Source organism: Insulibacter thermoxylanivorax (genome assembly GCF_015472005.1).
Classification (GTDB): Bacteria; Bacillota; Bacilli; order Paenibacillales; family DA-C8; genus Insulibacter; species Insulibacter thermoxylanivorax.
The window spans coordinates 1-18,536 of the sequence record NZ_BMAQ01000023.1; the positions used below are offsets into that span (position 1 = coordinate 1).

Here is an 18,536-nt window from a genome sequence, read left to right on the forward strand (position 1 = left end):
GATCCCCTAAGTTTATGTGAGAATGTGTCCAAACTTAGGGGGCTAATCCGCTAACGGAACTACAGTACCTTATTTGCCAAAAAACAGCCCCCACAAAAATGCAACGGAACTACAGTTCGCTATTTGGCGATTCCAAGGGAAAGTGACCCCCAAAATCAGCAAATAACGCACCACAATTCCGTTAAGTTGCAGAAATCCGATGTTTGAGCATAAATAAGGAATCCTCGTTCCGTTACACTTCCGATCTCCTGTTACACCATCGATCTCCTATTACGCCAGACGATCTCCCTCACGCCGGACGCCCCTCCGTTACACGCTCGCCCCCCGCCGAAAGATCCTTCCTCCTTATGCTAACGGAACTACAGTACCTTATTTGCCAAAAAACAGCCCCCCCAAAAATACAACGAAACTACAGTTCGCTATACGGCGATTCCAAGGGGAAATAACCCACAAAATCAGCAAATAACGCACCACAGTTCCGTTAAGTTGCAGAAATCCGCAGTTTGAGCACTAATAAGGAATCCCCCTTCCGTTACACCAGACGATCCATCCCCCACCTTATGCTAACGGAACTACAGTACCTTATTGCACCAAAAACAGCCCCCACAAAAATGCAACGGAACTACAGTTCGCTATTTGGCGATTCCAAGGGAAAGTGACCCACAAAATCAGCAAATAACGCACCACAGTTCCGTTAAGATGCGGAAAACCACAGTTTGAGCACTAATAAGGAATCCTCGTTCCGTTACGCCATCGATCACCTGTTGTGCATGACGACGATCTCCTGTTACGACGACGCTCTCACTCACGCCAGACGATCTCACTCACGCCGGACGCCCCTCCGTTACACGCTCGCCCTCCGCCGCTGGATGATTCCCCGCTCCTCCCTCAAACGCACGACTTCAGCCGGCGATGCGCGGATCCTCCATCACACACGCCCCCCGCCCCATGATCCTCCTATCCGCCGAACTCTCAGATCACTCAAGCTCCTTCGTAAACAAACTGTATCCATGCTCATCCCCAAGATAAGTAAAACCGTTCTGCATATAGAAGGACTTCAACGTTTCGTTGTACCCCACGCAGTCTAATCGGAGACAATGCTTACCCGGGAATCTGATCCCGCTGCTGCACCAGTTTAGGATATTCCGCCCCAGACCTCTGCCGGCATATTTTCGCTTAACCGCCAGGCGGTGCACATAAATCGTACCATCTCCTTCATAAGCCCGGTCTTCACCCCAAAGACGAATATCCCACGGACTCGGCCGATCCAACAAGATCACCATTCCCGCGATCTCTTCACCATCTTTGAATATGAAGACACGCCTACTATGTATGACCTCTGCCGTCTTATGATCATCCCTGCCCTCCAGCAAAGCCGCCCATTGTTTGGAGCCGCGGCTTCGAAACCATTCGGCGATCTCAATCAACAGATCCATGATCTCATCTGCATCTTTGGGTTCTGCTACTGCAACTTCGATGTGTTCAGCGATTGTAGGTTTCAGTATCTGATAGTCCATCTTCATGTTCCTCCGCTAACATTAGTCATATTCCTATGTATCTAGGAGACCATTCAGGTCGTTTTGCAAACATGGAACATTATACACAACACCGAATTCGAGATCTATGCACGTTGAACGATTGATCTGCCTTCCTCCGACTGCTTATAAATATACATTTTCCTTTCCTTGCACATATGATTCTTCCGTCAACACTTCATCACCAAAAAAAGCGGGCCAAAAGCCGCTGCTTCCGTCCCGCTTCCCTTCCTTCATACATTCCTCCATCATCAAACATTCACCAGCCCTACCCCTCAGTTGATTCGGTCAGCAATAACTTCAACTGCTCATCCAGCCTTGCGCATGCCTCTTCATGAATCTCAAAGCCATCTTCTGTCCGCTCGATCATCCGATCGATGATGTATACACCCTGCAGTATTCTCTCAGCATTAAGGACGGACAACACAGGTTTCAAGGCATATTCGATCATCAGCAGATGATGGGATGAACCGCCCACGGCTATGGGGAGAACAGTTTTCCCTTTCAACCCTTTCTGCGGGATGAGATCAAGGTAAGCTTTGAGAATCCCTGAATATGCCGCTTGATAAACCGGTGTAAGCACGATGACCGCGGCCGCTTCAGCTACTTTGGCATTCGCTGCGATCACCTCATCATGCGCACCATCCACTGTGATCAGCGCCTGGGCCGGCAGTTTGTAGACTATTGAGAGCCTCCAGTGGACTAGTCGGCTTATTATGGTTTTTTAGGTTATTACGGGTATTTCGGTATGGATAATATAGTATGTTCTTTCCGCATCTGTCAATTGTTCTTCTGATAAAACAGATATCATAGCGGCTGTTTAATCTTTGTAGTACGATTAGACCCTGTGTAAAAAAATTACACATCATTAGGAGTGTACACATATGCGATTTAACTTTCGACTTCATCTTAACCTCAGAAGAAAAATGCAGCTATCCTACTTCTCAATCATGGGAATCTTCGTCCTAATCATCCTTGGACTTGCGGCCGGTATGTACTTAATCCAAAACAATGCCAAAAACATATACGAAGACGGACTTCGTCCTACCTCATTGCTTGTTTCCTTAGAGAAACTAACCCAGAACACCAGAGTATCAATGTTGCAGTCAGCCATAGAAGAAGATCCGTCATATGCCAAAAGCGCAGAACACAACCTGCAACTGATTCAAGAAACTATAGATCAATATGCCCAATTCCATATGACGGACGAAACGTTTCAGGCATTTCAGGACTTCATCAAGCTCTGGGAGGTTTACGCAGACCAGGTCAGAGCCAATATTGAGCTCATCCGATCCGGTCTATATAGAGAAGCACTTGAAGAACAGAAATTAAGCATAACATTCTTCCAACGCGCAGTAGAGCAACTGGATGTTCTGGCAGAATACAATGAAGCCTATGCAGAAACATTAATCGTAGACAGTGAATTGAACTATCGCTGGCTGCTGATCCTGATCCTGGCCGGCTGTCTCATCGCCGTGATGTTCGGATTGGTCATCAGCCGGCTTTTCGGCCACTATGTCTTAGATCATATCTTCGCGGTGCTGAACCATCTGCAAGAGATAGCTAAGGGCAATCTCACAATGAAGGATATCCCCCTCAAATCGAAGGATGAACTCGCCCAGTTGGTGAACGGAACGAACCAACTAAGGCAGAGCCTGTACCGCTTAGTAGCTAAGATGGCGGAAGCAGGAAAGCAGTTAGCGACCTCCTCGGAGGAGCTGTCCGCAAGTTCCCAAGAGAGCACGCGCACGGTTCAGCAGATGGCGGAGATGGCCCATGAAACGGCCGATGGCGCAGAGAAGCAATCCGCCAGCCTGCAAGAAGTTACCGCCTTCTTACAGCAAGGTGCAACACATATTCAACAAATCGACCGCAGCTGCCAAAACATGCTGCAGCGTTCACAACAAGCGCTCGAGCAAACGGATGCCGGCACACAGATGGTACATAGAGCGACCAAAGAAATGAATCATATCACAGAGACCATGAATACAGCAGCCAATTCGATCGCTTCGCTGAGAGACAAGTCCACGAAGATCGGCGAGATCATCCTGCAGATCACCGAGATCGCGAATCAGACCAACTTGCTTTCGCTCAATGCTTCGATCGAAGCAGCACGGGCAGGCGAACATGGTCAAGGGTTCTCCGTCGTTGCCAATGAGATTCGCAAACTGGCAGAACAAACAAGATATTCTTCTGAGCAAACCACCGCGATCATCCAGGAGATCCAGAAAGAGATGCAGCAGGTCGTGCAGTCCAACCGACAAGCTACTGAAGTTGTTCGCACCGGCGGACGCACGATCGAGGATCTGAATACATCTTTCCAAGGGATTCGCAGTGCGGTGCAGTCCGTCAGCGAGATCATCCAGGAAATCGTGCAATCCGTAAGAAGTTTCTATCTAATATGACGCTGCGAACCGAGCAAATGTAACACTCTTACAAAAAAAGGAGCTGTCTAGTTAGTCAGCCATGACTACTGATGGACAACTCCTTCGCATATAAATTCCCCTGCCTATTCCACTATCTTACTTAAAGATATAAGCCAGCACGTCCAGGGCTTGATCGATCGTCTCCACCGTTACATTCGCCCGGTTGGAGAGCTCTTTCAACGGATGGATCAGGGATTCCGGCCGGATGATGATCGTCGGCTTGTTGAGCGCGATTGCCATGCTGGCATCCATTGCCGTGTTCCACTGTCTGTATTGTTCACCGAAGAGAGCGACCACGACATCCGCTTTGTTCAACAAGACCTGTGTCCGCAGATTATTAATGGCAGCCGAGGCATCATCCCTGTATAACTTGCCGGGCTGCTTGCCCAGGATTACTTCACCGATGTCATCGGATTCGTCATGATTGGTTTGCGGGCCGACGAAGACCAGCGGGAGATTCCGTTCCTTCGCTTTGTTCGCCAATTCATCCCGCCAATCATCATGAATCTGTCCCGCCAGATAGACAACAAGCTCCATTGCAGACCCTCCATATAAGTTATAGTAAACCATCTCACTTCAGTGATAGTACCAACTCACTGTGAACAACCCATCCTGCTTCATTGTATCGAATCTAGTGTGTGTCAAGCAATTGTGGGCAGCCTTCTAAGTTTGGTGAAAATGTTCTCCTCAAGATGCGGGCTGATCCCCGTTTGCCCATCAAAGGCAAGAGCCTGATCCAACAAGTAGACATACGTACCTGTTTGGCGATCCTGATACAGCCTTCGTGAGAAGGAGATCTCGCCAAATAAGGTGCTCATCGTCACTTGACGGGTATCGCGCAAACGATACCGTGCGTGTTCACGATGCTCCATAAGCCATCGGTCGATTTCTTCAAGAACGCGGATCATCACATCCGAAAATATTTCATGCAATTGTTGAAATAAATTCACTTCGATTTCTTTCAATGTCGGCAAATTCATGATAAACTGTTGCATGAGGCTTCCCCTTTCTGAGTGGTTTGTTTTGCCGCATTTCACTCTACCAAGAAGGGAAGCCTTTTTCCATGCTTTTAAACATTGTTTCACTAATTATTCCTTTTTACTGCCCACAAACATTTTACACTCACATGCCTGCATTACCTTCATGACCTGCAGTCCTGCATTGTCCGCAGCGTGCAGCTTACATATCCCGCGAAGCGATCAACACCGCCAACACAGAAATAAGGATAGTCGGATTTCCTCTATTTCTCGTTTTTCTTGATTAATCGTGAAATAAAGGAAGTCAAACTTCTCTTATTCTCAAAAAAACGCCTGAAACCTGATGATTTTCCTGCAATCCCATGCAATAAGGTAAATTTGACTTCTCTTATTTCTCGAAAAACCGCATTTTGAGCGAAATAGTGTAAATTTGACTTCCGTTATTTGGTCAACCAGATTAGATCAGATTAGACCAGATCAGATTCATATACTCAATTATCATCATACACGACACGCAAAAAAAAATGCGGTTAAAGGTCATTCGCAGCAGAAGTGCCAAGGACTGCAGGATGCTCGAACTTTGGATATCGGCATACAGTTCGCGCCAGAAGTCGCTGTCTTCATCCAAACTCGCAGCATTCGTATAGGTATAGATCGGGTCGATGATCATGGTGATAACGGCAGGATCCAAGAGGTTGGTGACGGTTTCGAGATTCCGCGCGATCTCGATATCATTAAGCGCTTTCGCCTCCGGCGTCAGCCGGTCTTCCTCCGCTTTAGTTCAGCTTCTGCGAAGTGATGTTAGCATATGGTTCAGAGGATTGGTCTACCTGCTCCAGATCGTAGCGCAGCTGCAGCGAACTTCTGACTAATGGATCGTCCATATTCGAAGAACCGTCGGCTTTGATCAACGGGTGCTCTCGTTCTTTGCCGAACATCATCAGGAAGAGCGCATCCCTGCCCTTGAACGAGATCTTCGCAAAGGCATAAGCAGCCAAACAGGAGAAAAACGCTGATCCAAAGGTCGTTAAGACAGCAACTTTGATCGAATTCCAATAGTACAAAGCGAAGGGTTTTGCTCCAAACCAAACCTCCGTATAGTTCTCCACCGCGTTCCAGGTCGTTGGGATCCATTCGATGGGGAATTTCAATACATCTGCCTCAACTTTGAACGATGCCGAGATCATCCAGAGGAACGGCATGATGAACAATAAACCCATGATGGCAAGCAAGAACGTAGTCAGTACTTTAGACCATCTGATCGTCTGAAATGCAGCTGGCATCCTCCCCCCTCCTTTCTAGTAGTTAACCCACTTCTTCTGTCCGATCCATTGCAAGAGCGTAATCAAGGTCAGGATCAGGAACAGGATGACAGCAATCGCCGACGCATAACCGGTCTTGAGCTCTTCGAAGGCTTGCTGGTACAGATACAGCACCGGTATGGTCGAGGAATACGCCGGTCCGCCTTCGGTCAATACGATGATCAGGTCGAAGACCTTGAAGGTGTGCACGAGTCCCTGTATTAGAAGCAGGAACGTCGTCGGCGTGACCAGGGGCACGGTGATCTTAAAGAACTGATACAACTTCGAGGCCCCGTCAACATTCGCCGCTTCATACAATTGCTGCGGAATATTCTGCAGCGCAGCGATGTACATGATGGTCTGGAAGCCCAGCTGGGTCCAGATGATGATGATCATGACGGAGATGAGGGACCAGTCCGAACTTGCGATCCATCCCGGAACATTCTCTATGCCCAAGGACATGAGCAGCTTGTTAATCGGTCCGTCCGTCGGATGGAATAACACCTGGAATACCAAGGCGATCGCAACCGTACTGGAGATGTAAGGCATGAAATAGATCACCTTGAACGTATCTTTGAAATATACCCCTTTGTTAATGATGACAGCCAAGACCAGCGAGATGGCCAGTCCTATGGGCACAACCAATAACAGGATGAAGTTGTTGGTAAGCCCTTTCACGAATACGGCATCCTGGAAGAGCGCGATGAAATTGCCCAATCCTACAAAGCTTGCTCCTCCTAGCCCCGTGACGAAATTCCAATCGGTCAGGCTCAAGATGAACGAAGCGAAGATCGGAAAAAGGATCAAAACAGCGCTCCCAATTAACATCGGTGCGATAAACAGATACCCTGCTGCCGTATCGCGCCATTCATTTCTGCTCATCTTTCTCTTGAATACGGCGGGTCTTCCATTCATCGCTGTGTCAGCCGTTGCTGTTTGTTTCAAAAGAACCTCACCTCCTCGATATGAACCCATTATAGGTTTTCGAAAAATCAGCAACAGTGCAATTTCATTACTGTTTCGAGAATATCTTTACATCTGAATTGCAGGCAAAAGGAAATAACAGCACTTACAATTCTAAATAATGGTTGTGTTCTGGTGTGACATATGTTACGTTTTATTGAAAGAAATGCAATCGGGAGGGTGAAGTGATGAGTCAAAGCACATGGATGGAGACGAATGTGGATCGCTATCCGCAAAAGCCCCATGGAGGGAAACTCGTAAACCGCATACTTACCGGCCAGGAACGAGAGGAAGCGCTGAAGCGGGCGAAGTCCCTGCCCATGATCATGGTGGATCTGGAGGCCATCATTACCCTGGAGATGATCGCCACGGGCGTGCTCTCACCCAACGAGGGGTTCATGGTAGAAGAGGATTACAAGTCCGTTCTGCTGCGCGGACGGCTGGCAAACGGCCTGATCTGGCCCGTGCCGCTCAGCTTCGCACCGAATGGGGAACGCAATCTGCAAGTCTTGAAAGCGCTGTCAGTCGGCGATGAAGTCGCACTGGTGGATCACGACAAAGAGCCGATCGCCTTGCTTCGTATCGATGATATTTTCCATTATGACCGGAAATTCCGTGCCTTCCATCTGTTCGGTACGACGGATCGCAGCCACCCCGGCGTCGATGCGATCTACCGCCGCATGGGAGATACAGCGCTGGGCGGCCCCATTCAGCTGCTGAACCGGGTACATTGGGGACCCTTCGAAGGGCTGCGCATGGAGCCGAAGGATACGTGGCGGTTGTTCTATGAGGAGAAGAAGTTTAGGTCCGTCGGCGGGTTCATCACAGGAGCCAACCCCTTGCACCGCGGTCATGAATATATTCACCGCAATGCCCTCGAGGAATTGGACGGTCTCTTCATCCAGCCCCTCGTGGAGATGGCGAAACGGGAATATACGCGGCACGAGTTCCGCATCCTCTCGTACCGCAGTGTGCTGGACACATACTATCCGAAGGATCGCGCCATCCTGGCGCCGCTCAGAGTCACCTATATCTTCGCCGGTCCGCGGGAAGCCGTGCTCCATGCCATCATCATGAAAAACTACGGCTGCACCCATGCGCTCATCGGCCGCGACCATGCCGGCGTCGGGGGCTTCTATGACAAGTACGCCAGCCATACCGTCTTTGACGAATACCGTCCCGAAGAGATCGGCATCGATGTGCGCCTGTATCATGAGGTGTTCTATTGCACACGCTGTGATACCCAGGCGACGGAACAGACCTGCCCCCATGACGAACAGTATCGAATTAATATCTCGGGAACCGGGATCCGGGAACTGCTGCGTTACGGTGTGCTGCCGCCGAAGGAGATCGTCCGGCCGGAGTCGGCGCGAATCGCGATGCAGGGCATCCAGCCGAAGGGCGTCGCTGAGGATCAGATGGCGATCTCCCCCGTGGGCAAGGCGATTACAAGCGTGTTCCCGTATTATCTGACGCATACCGGGATCGGCGGACCGAAGCGCCGCACGCCGCTTAAGCCGGAAGAACTGACGATCGAGGATCTGGCCGCCGCCATCACCGATGTCCGTGAGAACGCTGATCGGATCTACCGGGATATCTTCAATGAATTCAGTTATATCTCAGACACCCTGCGCACCGTGCAGCCCGATTGGATCGCTGCCGCCCGGGAATCCATCCATGAGCAGCAGGAGATGGTCATCGACTACTTAGAAGAGAAGGTGCGGATCGCTCCCGACGAAGCATCGGATGAATTCCTGTATCAAGATAAGGAAGAAGCCCGGCGGGAGCTGGATGTGGCGCGGCGCATCCTCGACGATATCCCCGCCCCGCTCCGCAGCGAAGCGCTCCAATACCGCATCTGGAACCCGCTGCCCTACAAGCGCTACCGCGGGATCGATGAATAGGCTGCATCGAAGATCTGTATAGATGCATCTGAGATCTGAGCTGCATCGTACTGAGGGGAATCATATGCGCGTATGAATACGTGCATGATTCCCCTCTTTCGGTGAGCGTGCTCGTTCGACGCCTGAATCGGCAATATTTGTCGTTTCAGGCGCTGCTTGCTCTGCTTGTGCTCCTGAGTCAACATTTTTTGTTGATTCGCAGCAGGTTTGTCTGGCTTGCGCTACTGAGTCGACAACATTTGTTGACTCAGGCGCTGACTGCCCGCTTATGCTCCTGAGTCAACATTTTTTGTTGGCTCACGGCAAGCTGCCCGCTTCCGATCCTGAGTCGACAACATTTGTTGGCTCACGCGCTGACGGCCATGCTTGTGCTCCTGAGTCATCATTTTTTGTCGATTCCGAGTCAAATCGCCCCGTTTTCCGCTTGAATCAACAGAAACTGTCGTCTCAGAGCGGAGTCGCACTCCTTCCATACCAAAACCGACAATATTCATCGTCTCAGTCATCTACCTTGCCCTATGCTTCCTCTTTTCTTTAGGACAGGCGATTGGTTAGATGAAAACTTACCAAAAACATACCGAAGGGGAATCATGGGATGACCATGATTCCCCTTCTTGCATACAACATGTTGCCCCTAATCATTGTTGCAGCAGCCCTCTTCCTCCTCCAGATGCCCCGATCTTTCGATCTTGGTCTTTAAGTATTTCTCGTTATATTCGGAGATATCTCCCCACAATGGAACACGATTCTCAACGTCCAACCCTGCTCTTCTTAGCGCCTCCAGTTTTCTTGGATTGTTGGTGATCAGGGTGACCGGCTTAGTCCGAAGCACTTGCAACACGCGGATCGCATCGCTGTAATCCCGCGCATCATCCACAAAGCCGAGCTGGAGGTTGGCATCCACGGTATCATACCCGTTCTCCTGAAGAATATAGGCAAGCGCTTTGCTGAAGAGCCCGATGCCTCTTCCTTCATGATTCGCAAGATAGAACAAAGCGCCGTGACCATGTTCGACGATTAGTTTCATCGATTGTTTAAGCTGGAAGCCGCAGTCGCATCGCTTGCTGCCGAAGATATCCCCGGTGTGACAGATGGAGTGGAAACGAATCAATGCCGTCTCCGCATCCTCAAAATCACCGTATACCAGAACGCTGGATTGCTGGTATTCCGCTAAATTCACGGAAGATAACTTAGCTATAATCTGCTCGAAGTTTTCCGTCTCTTCACCGCAGTTAAGCCAGCAATACCATTTGAATTCGACGGTTTCCCCATCTAAGTTAACGGGAAGCTTAATCGGACCAACAAGATAAATGGCCCCTTCACCGGATTCGATCCGGTGTATCTTATTGTGCAGCAGAGATATCACGTTCGGATCAAAGGTTTTTACAACAGTCATTCTAGAACAGTCCCCTTTGAGAGATGATTCATCCTGATTGATACCCATGATTATACCATTCTTACATGATGAATCGAGGGTCCAATTGGTGATTCCGCCTAGTCCAATTTTGGGCTGCCTTACGTATTATATACTCTAACCTAGAACAAAGGAGTGTATGTGAGCATGGCTTTTCTTCCGCCGTTTATCTCTCCTGGACAACAGACGCCCCAGGGTTCGGGCCAGACCCCGCCGGGACCGCCGCCGCAATTCACCCCCCAGCAGCCTCTGACCACAACATTTGCCGTTGATCCCGGCGCCATCTCCGGCTGCTTGTTCCGGTATACTTATATCTGGCCGCAGTCTGGTCCAGGGTTTTGGTTTTATCCCGTTTTTGTCGGCAGAACGTCCGTCTCCGGCTTTCGTTGGAATGGCTTCTTCTGGACTTTTTTCGGGATGGATTTGCGACAGATCAACTCTTTCACATGTTTCTGATGGCACGCCGTCAAAAAAAGAGGGGAAATCCCCTCTTTCTTATTTGCAGCTGCGCACATGTTGAGGTTTATTAAGATTCTAAAACCTCATCGGATATCACCCATGGCAGCCCCCAAATCTGATCACTGCCGCACACGCAAATATCGTAATCATCTACACACTCCGCAAGATCGGTTGCGACATATAAACGCTCGCTGTGGGGAATGCTTTCGGAGAATGCCCTGAAATGATCAGCGCCCGGAGCACATTCATAGGCTTGCAGCGTGTGGTCATCCAGCCATTTGAATGAAATCTGCTCGCATGGAAATCCTAACTTAGCAATGGCTTTTTGCAGGGCATAAGCGCCAAGCTGACCGCCGTAATTATAATTTTTATAATACAAAGTAATGGCCTGTCTTGCGCATGATTATCCTCTCATTCTATTCGCGATTGTTCATCATCCTTACAGCAAACATAAGCAACAATATCACACCGATGACGGTTGGTATAACGAACACCCACAACATGACAGGCCCGCTTCCCAATGCATCTAGAGATGGAGTATTGATAATGCGGATATAGCGATCATCATCTCCTCTTACTATCCAATAGATCACCGGTCCAAGCATGAGAAAGATGACGCCCAAAATGAGTAAATGCAGGTTTCTCCTCATCTCAATCGCCTTCCAGTCACTATAATCGTTCATAAATTCAGCCGCAGGTGACAGTGATGGTTACTCTCTTAAACGTTGCCTCGCAGAGTTCAGCTCTGCGGTAATCGGAACATGTTCACTTGCTTTGGCTAAACCGTAGACAGGCATATTCACATACATGGTCTCATAATGACCAGAATTCACGAGATAGGTTTCATGATAGATGCCGACAGCAGGATTGGCCCCCACCTTGCGGTTAAAGTCCCGCCATGCTTTCATATGTTTCGCACCATGTGCATAGTGCTCCAGTTGTTCGAAGGAACATCGATCACGTCCTTGCTTACAATCATCAGAGGATATGCGGCGCATTCCAGAATATCAGGAAATTTCTTGCCGCCCTCAACATCAACGGCGAATTCCCGTTTAGGATACCGGCCAATCCGCCCGCACACTTGGCAATCATTAACCTGTTCTTCCGACAATGGATAAATCTTATAAGCATATAGCCATCCACGGCTGTAATTCGTATTATCCCTAATACGATAAAATCTTTTCAATTTGTCCTCCTCCAATCTTTTAAAATCCTCCATCCCAACGGGGATCTTTTCTAATTGTATTATAAAAATCAATAATTTGGTCTTTAGTTGCTTCAGGGTTTCTCTTCATAAATTTTGACCATTCCTTTTCATATGCCTTAGACCGCCCATCATCATTCTGGAATCGATAAAGAAGTACATCTCATTACTGAGGTTGCATCTGAGACCTTCTTCACCAAGGCGGTTGTTATCGTTGAAGAAGGTTGGAGAAAAATTATGAAGGATATAGCGAAGAATCAGCTCATATAATTTTTCTTCGTCAGCCGTAACATCGGTAGGAATTTCTCCTGTTGGGACAATCGCATGGTGTTCCGTTGCCTTGGCATCATCCACGTAACGTTTGTTTCCCTTAAGGCTTTTAATTTTCTCCGGGAATAGATGAGCATACTTCTTATCCTTCTGCATCGCGGCTAATCGATCCGCGAGCTGATCTGCCGCATTTTCACTTAAATGCCGGCTTGAAGTTCGCGGATAGGTAACATAACCTTTATCATAAATGCTTTGCAGCACCTTCATTGTCTTATCGATGCTAAAACCCAGTTCTTTTCTAGCCGCGGTTTTGATCGAAGTGGAATGCAACAGCTGCGGCGCATTCCTCTTAACTGTCTTTTCTTCGTAGTGCGTGACTACAGCCGATTGGCCTTCGATCTTCTGTACGATTTTTTCTGCTTCTTCTTTTGATTCGAATCGAGTAACACGGCCATCGTTCGTTTCTTTAAACCATTGCCCGGAATAAATTCCGTTAGAATGTTGGAACTTCGTATGAACGATATAAAATGGTTCAGGCTTGAACTCTTCAATGGCCAATTCTCTGTCATAGACAATGCGAAGCGTTGGTGTTTGAACTCTCCCCGCTGAAAGCAGCGTATTTTCACCGGTTACCTCCCGGGCAACAAGCGTAAAAAATCTTGTGGCAGTAAACCCAATCCAATAATCCGCGTAAGCTCTTACCTGTGCCGCAGCGGCCAAGTTATCGTACTTCGATGCATCCTGGAGATCCTTAAAACCTTCACGAATTGTCGATGGCGTTAAATCATGGATCCATAATCTAAGAAGTTTCCCTTTATACTTGCAAGCACGAATTATAGTTCGTGCAATATGCTCCCCTTCTCTTCCTGGGTCTGTTGCAATAATGCAAGTATGTGCCTTACTTAAAAGGTCATTAATAATTTGAAACTGACCTTTCTTGCTCGGATCCACTTCATACAGCATGGGATTTGGAATGATAGGCAGTGATTCTAATGTCCATTCTTTATATTCAGAATACGTATCCGGCGTTTTAAGACGGACAATATGGCCAATCGCCCAGGTTACAATATCACCATTCGTTAATTCGATATAGCCTCGATGAGCCTTCTTTTGCCCCAATGATTCTGCGATTTTTCTTCCCATATCCGGCTTTTCTGCTAATATTACTACACTCATGAAGCCACCCCGTTAACTAGCGATACTGAAAAAATTATCGGACAAGATCGTCTCGCTTTTTGCTCGTAATTTGCTTTTCAGCTGCCTGCTTAACGGCACCATTTACTCGATCAGCGATAGAACGCTTTTCCTTCATCAGCTGAGGTTCTCGATCTAGACATTCTCGGATAAGTGCAGCCATTGGTTTATGATCGACCTTTTCGAACCCAATACGCGATGCTTCATACCATCGCTCACGATCTTGGTTCGTTAAAACCAGCTTATACCCAGCTTGTTCAGCTAAAATGCCCAGCCAAACTCGCTGTGTACGTCCGTTACCCTCTATGAAAGGATGAGCTGCATTGATCTCATTGACAATCTCAGCTGCTTTCTCAGCAAATTCATCCTTAGAAAGCCCTCGCAAAAAATTGTATTCTTCTAATTTCTTAAACTGCTGGCGCATCCAGGTCTCGATATTCTCAGGTCTTGCAAAAGGAATCGGTCCGCGTCCAGTGGTGTAATTTCGGGGCTTGCCCGCCCAGTCATAGAGGTCCTGGAAAATATGTTTATGCAATGCTAAAAAACCTTCATAGGTTAGTTCCCTTGCTTCTTTAGGCAAGGGTTGACTTAAACGTTCTTCAGTAAAATACAACTCTGCTGCTTCAAGATCTTTCGGATCTCTTAAATCTAATTTATTCTTCAAAACATTCATACCCGGATAGTGGTACGATAGATAAATATTTTCCTCTTGTTTTGAACGATTAAAATGCATCAATTTGAAACTCACCGCCTATGTTTCTTAGATTTGATAAAATCTCCGATGAGCTTAATGCGTTCCTCCGTATCATGAATCCCTTGTTTATCAAGTTCCTCTACGAACGCATCGATCTTGGGGTTTGGAAGAATGTTCTCAATATAATTATTCACTCGCATTTGCTCCCTTCTGAATTTCACATGTTCAGGCTTCATTGATGCGTAAATGCTTTCTTTGATCATACGAATGCTCCTTTCATTCAGCTGTATCTTTCCCCGGCCAGTTTGTTTACAGCAGCTCTTGTTTCTTCACGGCTCGGGGAGACATATATTTTGGTGTAATTAATATTCGTGTGGCCAAGCAGCCTCGCAATCGTCTGTAATGATTCGCCGCGCTCAGCGAGATCATGCGCAAATGTATGTCGTAACACATGCGGTGTCAGATCCGGTATCCCAACCTTTACACTAAGCGATCGGAATAAATGTTCAATTCCATCTACCGTCAATGCATTTTTTCGCTGTGAAATAAAAACTTTTTTTGTATTCACATCATCGCGGTATTCCAGCCATTCTTCTAACACCCCAACTAAATCTTTATTCATCGGAATATGCCTAGACTTTCCGCCCTTACCATCTCGCACATGCAGGATCTCTTCATAAAAATCGAGATCATCCAGCTCCAAATTCGCAACTTCCGACACCCTTAATCCCGCATGCAGCATCACAAAGCAAATTGCTCGGTTACGCGTAAACCGCCAGGCATTCTTCTTTCTCAGTTCCGCGTTATCGATATAAAAGAGAAGTCGGCTTCGTTCTGCTCGATCCAGCCATCGAGGCTGATCGAATTCCTGAACCCTTTGAGGCCGCAATTTAACTGCTGGGTTTGAAGGGATAACGCCTTGTTCCTGCAAATAATCAAAAAAAACTTTTATGCTTTTGATGGCATTATTTACGGTTGATACAGAATAACGTTGCTGTTGGCCATGCGAAGTCACATACGTTGCCTCATTGAGAAGATAGGATTTCCAATCTTGCATGTCGAGCGGGGTAACCAGTCTCGGATCAAAGGTCTGACCCGTCTTGCTCATATGCCAATCAATAAAATCTGATGCGACTTTGATATACCTGGTGATCGTGTTGGATCTTTTTCCTTCTTCTTGTAGCCATAATCGAAAGTTATCGAAATTCATCTTTATCAATCCTTATGTCTTTGTTGACACCTGCTGCATATAATACTTCTTCATTGCAATTACAAAAGATCCCTAGACTAATTGATGTAGTATTGTCGATCCATACGATTTAAATCCACCACTTTGACCCCTGGATTATCCCGTTCAATGAAAATGCAAACAGGCACATAAATCTTCGGACGCCCCGACTTGAATCGTTTATTAGGTGCTCCATGTTTCTCAATTAATAATTCACATATGATACGAGCGCTTTTAATTCCTTCCGCAAGATACTTGCGGACAGGATCGTGGAATTCAACGGGCAGCACTAAAGGATCAAGGAGATCCTCCGTTTGTCTTTGTCCCTCAGAAGCATTATCAAATAACAGCGAATCCATCTCAGGTTTATGGTTTAGTTCTTTTTCGTTCATATTTATAATCATACTTCGTTGATGATATAGTCTCCGAATATGACGATCCAACAGCGGTAGATTCAAATCCAACATAATCTTGGCTTCTTCCGGTAAATCAGGATGATTTATAAGATCCGGATCTGGCTGCCAGTTACGCTGGATCTTAATTAGTACCTCATCAAGCTCATAGTCAACAGCATTAATTCCCTTCTTCACGGCATCAACTGTTTTGGCATCTATGTTCAGATGCTCTTGCAAGTGTAAGATGCCAAACTTCTTCACTTCACCGGTCCTCTTATTTTCAACGATATGTTGATAGCGAAGGGGCCGGCCGCATTCGCATCTTAGCAACGGTGTCACTTCGCCGGCATCAATATAGCCTACATAAACCCAATCATCTAACAGGAATTCAATATCTTCAAAACTTGCATCCGGTGGTATGGATAATCCTTTTTCCTTGGCCATAGCATTCGCGAATGCGGTGCGTTTACCACGAACCAATTGCTGTTTAAGAAACTCTTGTTGTTCTGGACTTAGCTGTTCAAATAATTGATCCCTCTCTTCTACACTTAATTTATACCTGTACATTACTTCACCTCATAGAAAGTAAGATAAACTTGTTACACACACGACAATACTCCCAATTATTCTTAAAGTAATGTTCCAATATCTCATAAAAAGAAATACAAAGGTAAAAATGCTACAAACATGAAGGCAGATACAGAGAGCAATCGAAAATAAACTTTCCTTTCAAAATAACCCCATTTATTATCCGTAAATTTTTGCATGACAACTTGACTAACAGTTAAAACCACTGCGTTTGCAAAACCAACGCCTGATAAAAATAAAGCTGCATACTTAAAAAAAATTAATAATATGCGTCTCCATTACCTCCCTCCCATATTTCCGAAACTTATGTCAGGGTAATAAGCCCAAATAATCCGTAGCAGATTACCAAAGTGAATACGTGCTTCTTCATAACAATCCTCTTCGATGCTAAATGATAAACCCGATCAGAAGTGACAATCATAGCACTTCGAATGATGGTAAATGATAGAATAAGTACAGCTGCTATTTTGACAATATCCCAAAGATTCATAAACGATAACCTCCCATGATATACCAATTGACTCGGATGTAATCACTCAAGAAGTTATTTGTCGTATTATACTATTATTATACCACAGTTATTTGTCGTAAAACAGGATAGTTTTGGCTATATTACGCCTAATAACTTATGTTATTATTCAAATAAAATGGTCGTTTTGAGAGCAAAACAAGGGGCTTATCTTCACTGAAAGAAAACAGGAGGATCCTGGTCATTTGTCTCTTCGATCCTCCGATTCATTCTGGTTCTCGCTTTCTTTTGCTAAGTGTAATTCTAATTGTCTTTTTCTGGCTACCGCAAGAAAATTTTAAGTTTATTTCAATCCACGCACTCCATACGGAGTGCGACAAGTGCATCTTAAAGGGTCGTTCCTGGCATAGCCAGGAACGGCGGCCTCCTTTATGGCACACGTTTGTGCCGCCTGCACCACTCTACCGCAGCCCTCCGCCGCGGCAAGGGAGAGCCTGTCGGCCGCTGCGGCATATGCTCCCGGCATGGCCGGTCCGCTAATAATGATTGGATCCGTGAATGGAAGCAGTGGATTGCGAACAAATACCAAGCGGCATAACGAAAAATAAGCCATCCTAATTTGGATGGCTTATTCCATAAGTACAGCGTAAAGTATGTCACTGATTTTTATCCATTCATCTCCAGTGCATTTCTGAATTAATAGCCTTTCATGATATTCATCCGAACGGACAATATATCCGCGGATCCTTCGATCTTCAAATTCTCCGTATACTTGAATTTCTATTTCTCGTTTATTATTCATAGATTCTTGGATGATTCGTTGGTTTTCTTCCAGCTGATGATCATCAAGCTCCGGCCGTATTTTTTTTTGTGCGTTGTCGTTGAGCTAATATCGCTTCACGATGTTCCGGCAGGATCATGCGCGTGCTCTCCCATAATAGATTATACCCTGGGGTTAGTTCATTTACGTATTTCAATATCAGTCACACCCTTCTATAGGAACGTACGTTCTCATCCGTTATATGTCTATTATATAATAAGCGCATTTTAATTCGCCACCTTCCCAAATCAAGGCTGCCTTTGGAAGGGAATCGGAAGCGATCAGTTCACTGGCATGTTGATCAGCTTCTTCAAAGGTATCGAAAAAAATGAAAGATCCTTCATATTCCAAACAGTAAGGTTTGAGTATCATAAGATAACCTCCTTTATGATGATCATAAATAAAGAAGCACCGATCTAATAACCTCATTGGATGAGGGGATTTAGAACGGTGCTTCCGGACCAATTCCAGGTCATTGTAAGCAATCGAAATTATACAAAAGCAACGGTGTTAAGAACACGGCTTCTTAATGCTGAACTTGATAATCCAACCAGGATCTATATTCCCGCCGGAGGCATGATCCATAATGAAGATTACTAGTTTAGGTATGTTTTCAACGGTGGGACTTATTTTTGTAATCTTGACGCTTCCGTTATTCTTCTTTAACGACTTTGAACCTAGATTTCGAAAGTCCA

Annotated in this window: 21 protein-coding genes and 1 pseudogene; 3 read left to right on the forward strand and 19 right to left on the reverse strand. The window is 46.4% G+C overall.

The genetic code is table 11. From position 1 onward, the window contains the following. Window positions 1-977: 977 nt before the first annotated feature. Window positions 978-1,517, reverse strand: coding sequence for a GNAT family N-acetyltransferase (locus tag PRECH8_RS09835; RefSeq protein WP_200966936.1), 540 nt, complete (start codon window positions 1,515-1,517; stop codon window positions 978-980). Between the two features lie 286 nt (window positions 1,518-1,803). Beyond that, the gene (locus tag PRECH8_RS09840; protein ID WP_200966937.1) at window positions 1,804-2,184 is read right to left on the reverse strand and encodes an NAD(P)H-dependent oxidoreductase; all 381 of its coding nucleotides are present in this window, start codon (window positions 2,182-2,184) and stop codon (window positions 1,804-1,806) included. A 277-nt stretch (window positions 2,185-2,461) separates the two neighbouring features. Here PRECH8_RS09840 and PRECH8_RS09845 point away from each other — a divergent pair, with 277 nt between their 5' ends. After that, a complete protein-coding gene (locus PRECH8_RS09845) occupies window positions 2,462-3,940 on the forward strand; it encodes a methyl-accepting chemotaxis protein (RefSeq protein ID WP_207161790.1) in 1,479 nt (492 codons plus the stop codon). A 117-nt stretch (window positions 3,941-4,057) separates the two neighbouring features. On the opposite strand, the gene PRECH8_RS09850 is transcribed toward PRECH8_RS09845, so the two are convergent. From PRECH8_RS09850 to PRECH8_RS09870, 5 genes are all read right to left on the reverse strand, one after another. Further along, window positions 4,058-4,498: a YtoQ family protein gene (locus PRECH8_RS09850; protein WP_200966939.1), complete on the reverse strand. Its 441-nt coding sequence runs from the start codon at window positions 4,496-4,498 to the stop codon at window positions 4,058-4,060. Window positions 4,499-4,602: 104 nt separating this feature from the next. Next, window positions 4,603-4,956, reverse strand: a complete 354-nt coding sequence (locus PRECH8_RS09855) for a UPF0236 family transposase-like protein (protein ID WP_200966940.1) — start codon at window positions 4,954-4,956, stop codon at window positions 4,603-4,605. 439 nt (window positions 4,957-5,395) lie between these two features. After that, window positions 5,396-5,608 (reverse strand): hypothetical protein, encoded by a 213-nt coding sequence (locus PRECH8_RS09860; protein ID WP_200966941.1) that lies wholly within the window; start codon window positions 5,606-5,608, stop codon window positions 5,396-5,398. Between the two features lie 106 nt (window positions 5,609-5,714). Then, window positions 5,715-6,221 (reverse strand): ABC transporter permease family protein, encoded by a 507-nt coding sequence (locus PRECH8_RS09865; RefSeq protein WP_200966942.1) that lies wholly within the window; start codon window positions 6,219-6,221, stop codon window positions 5,715-5,717. 15 nt (window positions 6,222-6,236) lie between these two features. Next, window positions 6,237-7,154: a carbohydrate ABC transporter permease gene (locus PRECH8_RS09870; RefSeq protein ID WP_200966955.1), complete on the reverse strand. Its 918-nt coding sequence runs from the start codon at window positions 7,152-7,154 to the stop codon at window positions 6,237-6,239. Between the two features lie 236 nt (window positions 7,155-7,390). Here PRECH8_RS09870 and PRECH8_RS09875 point away from each other — a divergent pair, with 236 nt between their 5' ends. Further along, on the forward strand, window positions 7,391-9,106 hold the full coding sequence (locus PRECH8_RS09875) for a sulfate adenylyltransferase (RefSeq protein ID WP_200966943.1): 1,716 nt from the start codon (window positions 7,391-7,393) through the stop codon (window positions 9,104-9,106). 634 nt (window positions 9,107-9,740) lie between these two features. Here PRECH8_RS09875 and PRECH8_RS09880 read toward each other — a convergent pair. After that, window positions 9,741-10,502 carry a GTP cyclohydrolase II gene (locus PRECH8_RS09880; protein WP_200966944.1) on the reverse strand — a complete coding sequence of 254 codons (762 nt, stop codon included), beginning with the start codon at window positions 10,500-10,502 and terminating at the stop codon, window positions 9,741-9,743. A 165-nt stretch (window positions 10,503-10,667) separates the two neighbouring features. Here PRECH8_RS09880 and PRECH8_RS09885 point away from each other — a divergent pair, with 165 nt between their 5' ends. Continuing rightward, window positions 10,668-10,976, forward strand: a complete 309-nt coding sequence (locus PRECH8_RS09885) for a transporter (protein WP_200966945.1) — start codon at window positions 10,668-10,670, stop codon at window positions 10,974-10,976. Window positions 10,977-11,046: 70 nt separating this feature from the next. Here the strand turns inward: PRECH8_RS09885 and PRECH8_RS09890 are convergent, their stop codons facing one another. The 11 genes and pseudogenes from PRECH8_RS09890 to PRECH8_RS09940 form a co-directional block, all read right to left on the reverse strand. Continuing rightward, complete coding sequence (locus PRECH8_RS09890; protein WP_200966946.1) at window positions 11,047-11,358, reverse strand: hypothetical protein; 312 nt, start codon at window positions 11,356-11,358, stop codon at window positions 11,047-11,049. Between the two features lie 37 nt (window positions 11,359-11,395). Continuing rightward, window positions 11,396-11,662, reverse strand: coding sequence for a hypothetical protein (locus tag PRECH8_RS09895; protein WP_200966947.1), 267 nt, complete (start codon window positions 11,660-11,662; stop codon window positions 11,396-11,398). A gap of 27 nt (window positions 11,663-11,689) precedes the next feature. After that, window positions 11,690-11,887 carry a monooxygenase family protein gene (locus PRECH8_RS09900; protein WP_242457525.1) on the reverse strand — a complete coding sequence of 66 codons (198 nt, stop codon included), beginning with the start codon at window positions 11,885-11,887 and terminating at the stop codon, window positions 11,690-11,692. Further along, window positions 11,884-12,165 carry a hypothetical protein gene (locus PRECH8_RS09905; protein ID WP_200966956.1) on the reverse strand — a complete coding sequence of 94 codons (282 nt, stop codon included), beginning with the start codon at window positions 12,163-12,165 and terminating at the stop codon, window positions 11,884-11,886. Before PRECH8_RS09905 ends, PRECH8_RS09900 begins: the two co-directional genes overlap by 4 nt. A gap of 105 nt (window positions 12,166-12,270) precedes the next feature. Then, window positions 12,271-13,629 carry a DNA topoisomerase gene (locus tag PRECH8_RS09910; protein ID WP_200966949.1) on the reverse strand — a complete coding sequence of 453 codons (1,359 nt, stop codon included), beginning with the start codon at window positions 13,627-13,629 and terminating at the stop codon, window positions 12,271-12,273. Between the two features lie 34 nt (window positions 13,630-13,663). After that, window positions 13,664-14,380 carry a Fic/DOC family protein gene (locus tag PRECH8_RS09915; RefSeq protein ID WP_200966950.1) on the reverse strand — a complete coding sequence of 239 codons (717 nt, stop codon included), beginning with the start codon at window positions 14,378-14,380 and terminating at the stop codon, window positions 13,664-13,666. Between the two features lie 11 nt (window positions 14,381-14,391). Further along, window positions 14,392-14,604 carry a hypothetical protein gene (locus PRECH8_RS09920; protein WP_200966951.1) on the reverse strand — a complete coding sequence of 71 codons (213 nt, stop codon included), beginning with the start codon at window positions 14,602-14,604 and terminating at the stop codon, window positions 14,392-14,394. A gap of 17 nt (window positions 14,605-14,621) precedes the next feature. Beyond that, entirely contained in the window at window positions 14,622-15,551 is a 930-nt protein-coding gene (locus tag PRECH8_RS09925; protein WP_200966952.1) for a tyrosine-type recombinase/integrase, read from the reverse strand. 77 nt (window positions 15,552-15,628) lie between these two features. Then, window positions 15,629-16,531: a DUF3895 domain-containing protein gene (locus PRECH8_RS09930; protein WP_200966953.1), complete on the reverse strand. Its 903-nt coding sequence runs from the start codon at window positions 16,529-16,531 to the stop codon at window positions 15,629-15,631. 1,118 nt (window positions 16,532-17,649) lie between these two features. Then, window positions 17,650-17,886 (reverse strand): annotated as a pseudogene (locus PRECH8_RS14780) (YolD-like family protein); the annotation flags it as partial. Between the two features lie 153 nt (window positions 17,887-18,039). Further along, a complete protein-coding gene (locus tag PRECH8_RS09940; RefSeq protein WP_200966954.1) occupies window positions 18,040-18,213 on the reverse strand; it encodes a hypothetical protein in 174 nt (57 codons plus the stop codon). Window positions 18,214-18,536 lie beyond the last annotated feature (323 nt).

What these genes read in the sequence shown, in the direction of transcription:
- PRECH8_RS09850 (WP_200966939.1), bottom strand. Translation starts at nt 4,498, where the DNA reads ATGGAGCTTGTTGTCTATCTGGCGGGACAGATTCATGATGATTGGCGG.
- PRECH8_RS09870 (WP_200966955.1), bottom strand. Translation starts at nt 7,154, where the DNA reads ATGAATGGAAGACCCGCCGTATTCAAGAGAAAGATGAGCAGAAATGAA.
- PRECH8_RS09915 (WP_200966950.1), bottom strand. Translation starts at nt 14,380, where the DNA reads ATGCATTTTAATCGTTCAAAACAAGAGGAAAATATTTATCTATCGTAC.
- PRECH8_RS09835 (WP_200966936.1), bottom strand. Translation starts at nt 1,517, where the DNA reads ATGGACTATCAGATACTGAAACCTACAATCGCTGAACACATCGAAGTT.
- PRECH8_RS09875 (WP_200966943.1), top strand. Translation starts at nt 7,391, where the DNA reads ATGAGTCAAAGCACATGGATGGAGACGAATGTGGATCGCTATCCGCAA.
- PRECH8_RS09925 (WP_200966952.1), bottom strand. Translation starts at nt 15,551, where the DNA reads ATGAATTTCGATAACTTTCGATTATGGCTACAAGAAGAAGGAAAAAGA.
- PRECH8_RS09865 (WP_200966942.1), bottom strand. Translation starts at nt 6,221, where the DNA reads ATGCCAGCTGCATTTCAGACGATCAGATGGTCTAAAGTACTGACTACG.
- PRECH8_RS09860 (WP_200966941.1), bottom strand. Translation starts at nt 5,608, where the DNA reads ATGATCATCGACCCGATCTATACCTATACGAATGCTGCGAGTTTGGAT.
- PRECH8_RS09845 (WP_207161790.1), top strand. Translation starts at nt 2,462, where the DNA reads ATGCAGCTATCCTACTTCTCAATCATGGGAATCTTCGTCCTAATCATC.
- PRECH8_RS09885 (WP_200966945.1), top strand. Translation starts at nt 10,668, where the DNA reads ATGGCTTTTCTTCCGCCGTTTATCTCTCCTGGACAACAGACGCCCCAG.
- PRECH8_RS09895 (WP_200966947.1), bottom strand. Translation starts at nt 11,662, where the DNA reads ATGAACGATTATAGTGACTGGAAGGCGATTGAGATGAGGAGAAACCTG.
- PRECH8_RS09940 (WP_200966954.1), bottom strand. Translation starts at nt 18,213, where the DNA reads ATGATACTCAAACCTTACTGTTTGGAATATGAAGGATCTTTCATTTTT.
- PRECH8_RS09930 (WP_200966953.1), bottom strand. Translation starts at nt 16,531, where the DNA reads ATGTACAGGTATAAATTAAGTGTAGAAGAGAGGGATCAATTATTTGAA.
- PRECH8_RS09910 (WP_200966949.1), bottom strand. Translation starts at nt 13,629, where the DNA reads ATGAGTGTAGTAATATTAGCAGAAAAGCCGGATATGGGAAGAAAAATC.
- PRECH8_RS09855 (WP_200966940.1), bottom strand. Translation starts at nt 4,956, where the DNA reads ATGCAACAGTTTATCATGAATTTGCCGACATTGAAAGAAATCGAAGTG.
- PRECH8_RS09880 (WP_200966944.1), bottom strand. Translation starts at nt 10,502, where the DNA reads ATGACTGTTGTAAAAACCTTTGATCCGAACGTGATATCTCTGCTGCAC.
- PRECH8_RS09900 (WP_242457525.1), bottom strand. Translation starts at nt 11,887, where the DNA reads ATGAAAGCATGGCGGGACTTTAACCGCAAGGTGGGGGCCAATCCTGCT.
- PRECH8_RS09920 (WP_200966951.1), bottom strand. Translation starts at nt 14,604, where the DNA reads ATGATCAAAGAAAGCATTTACGCATCAATGAAGCCTGAACATGTGAAA.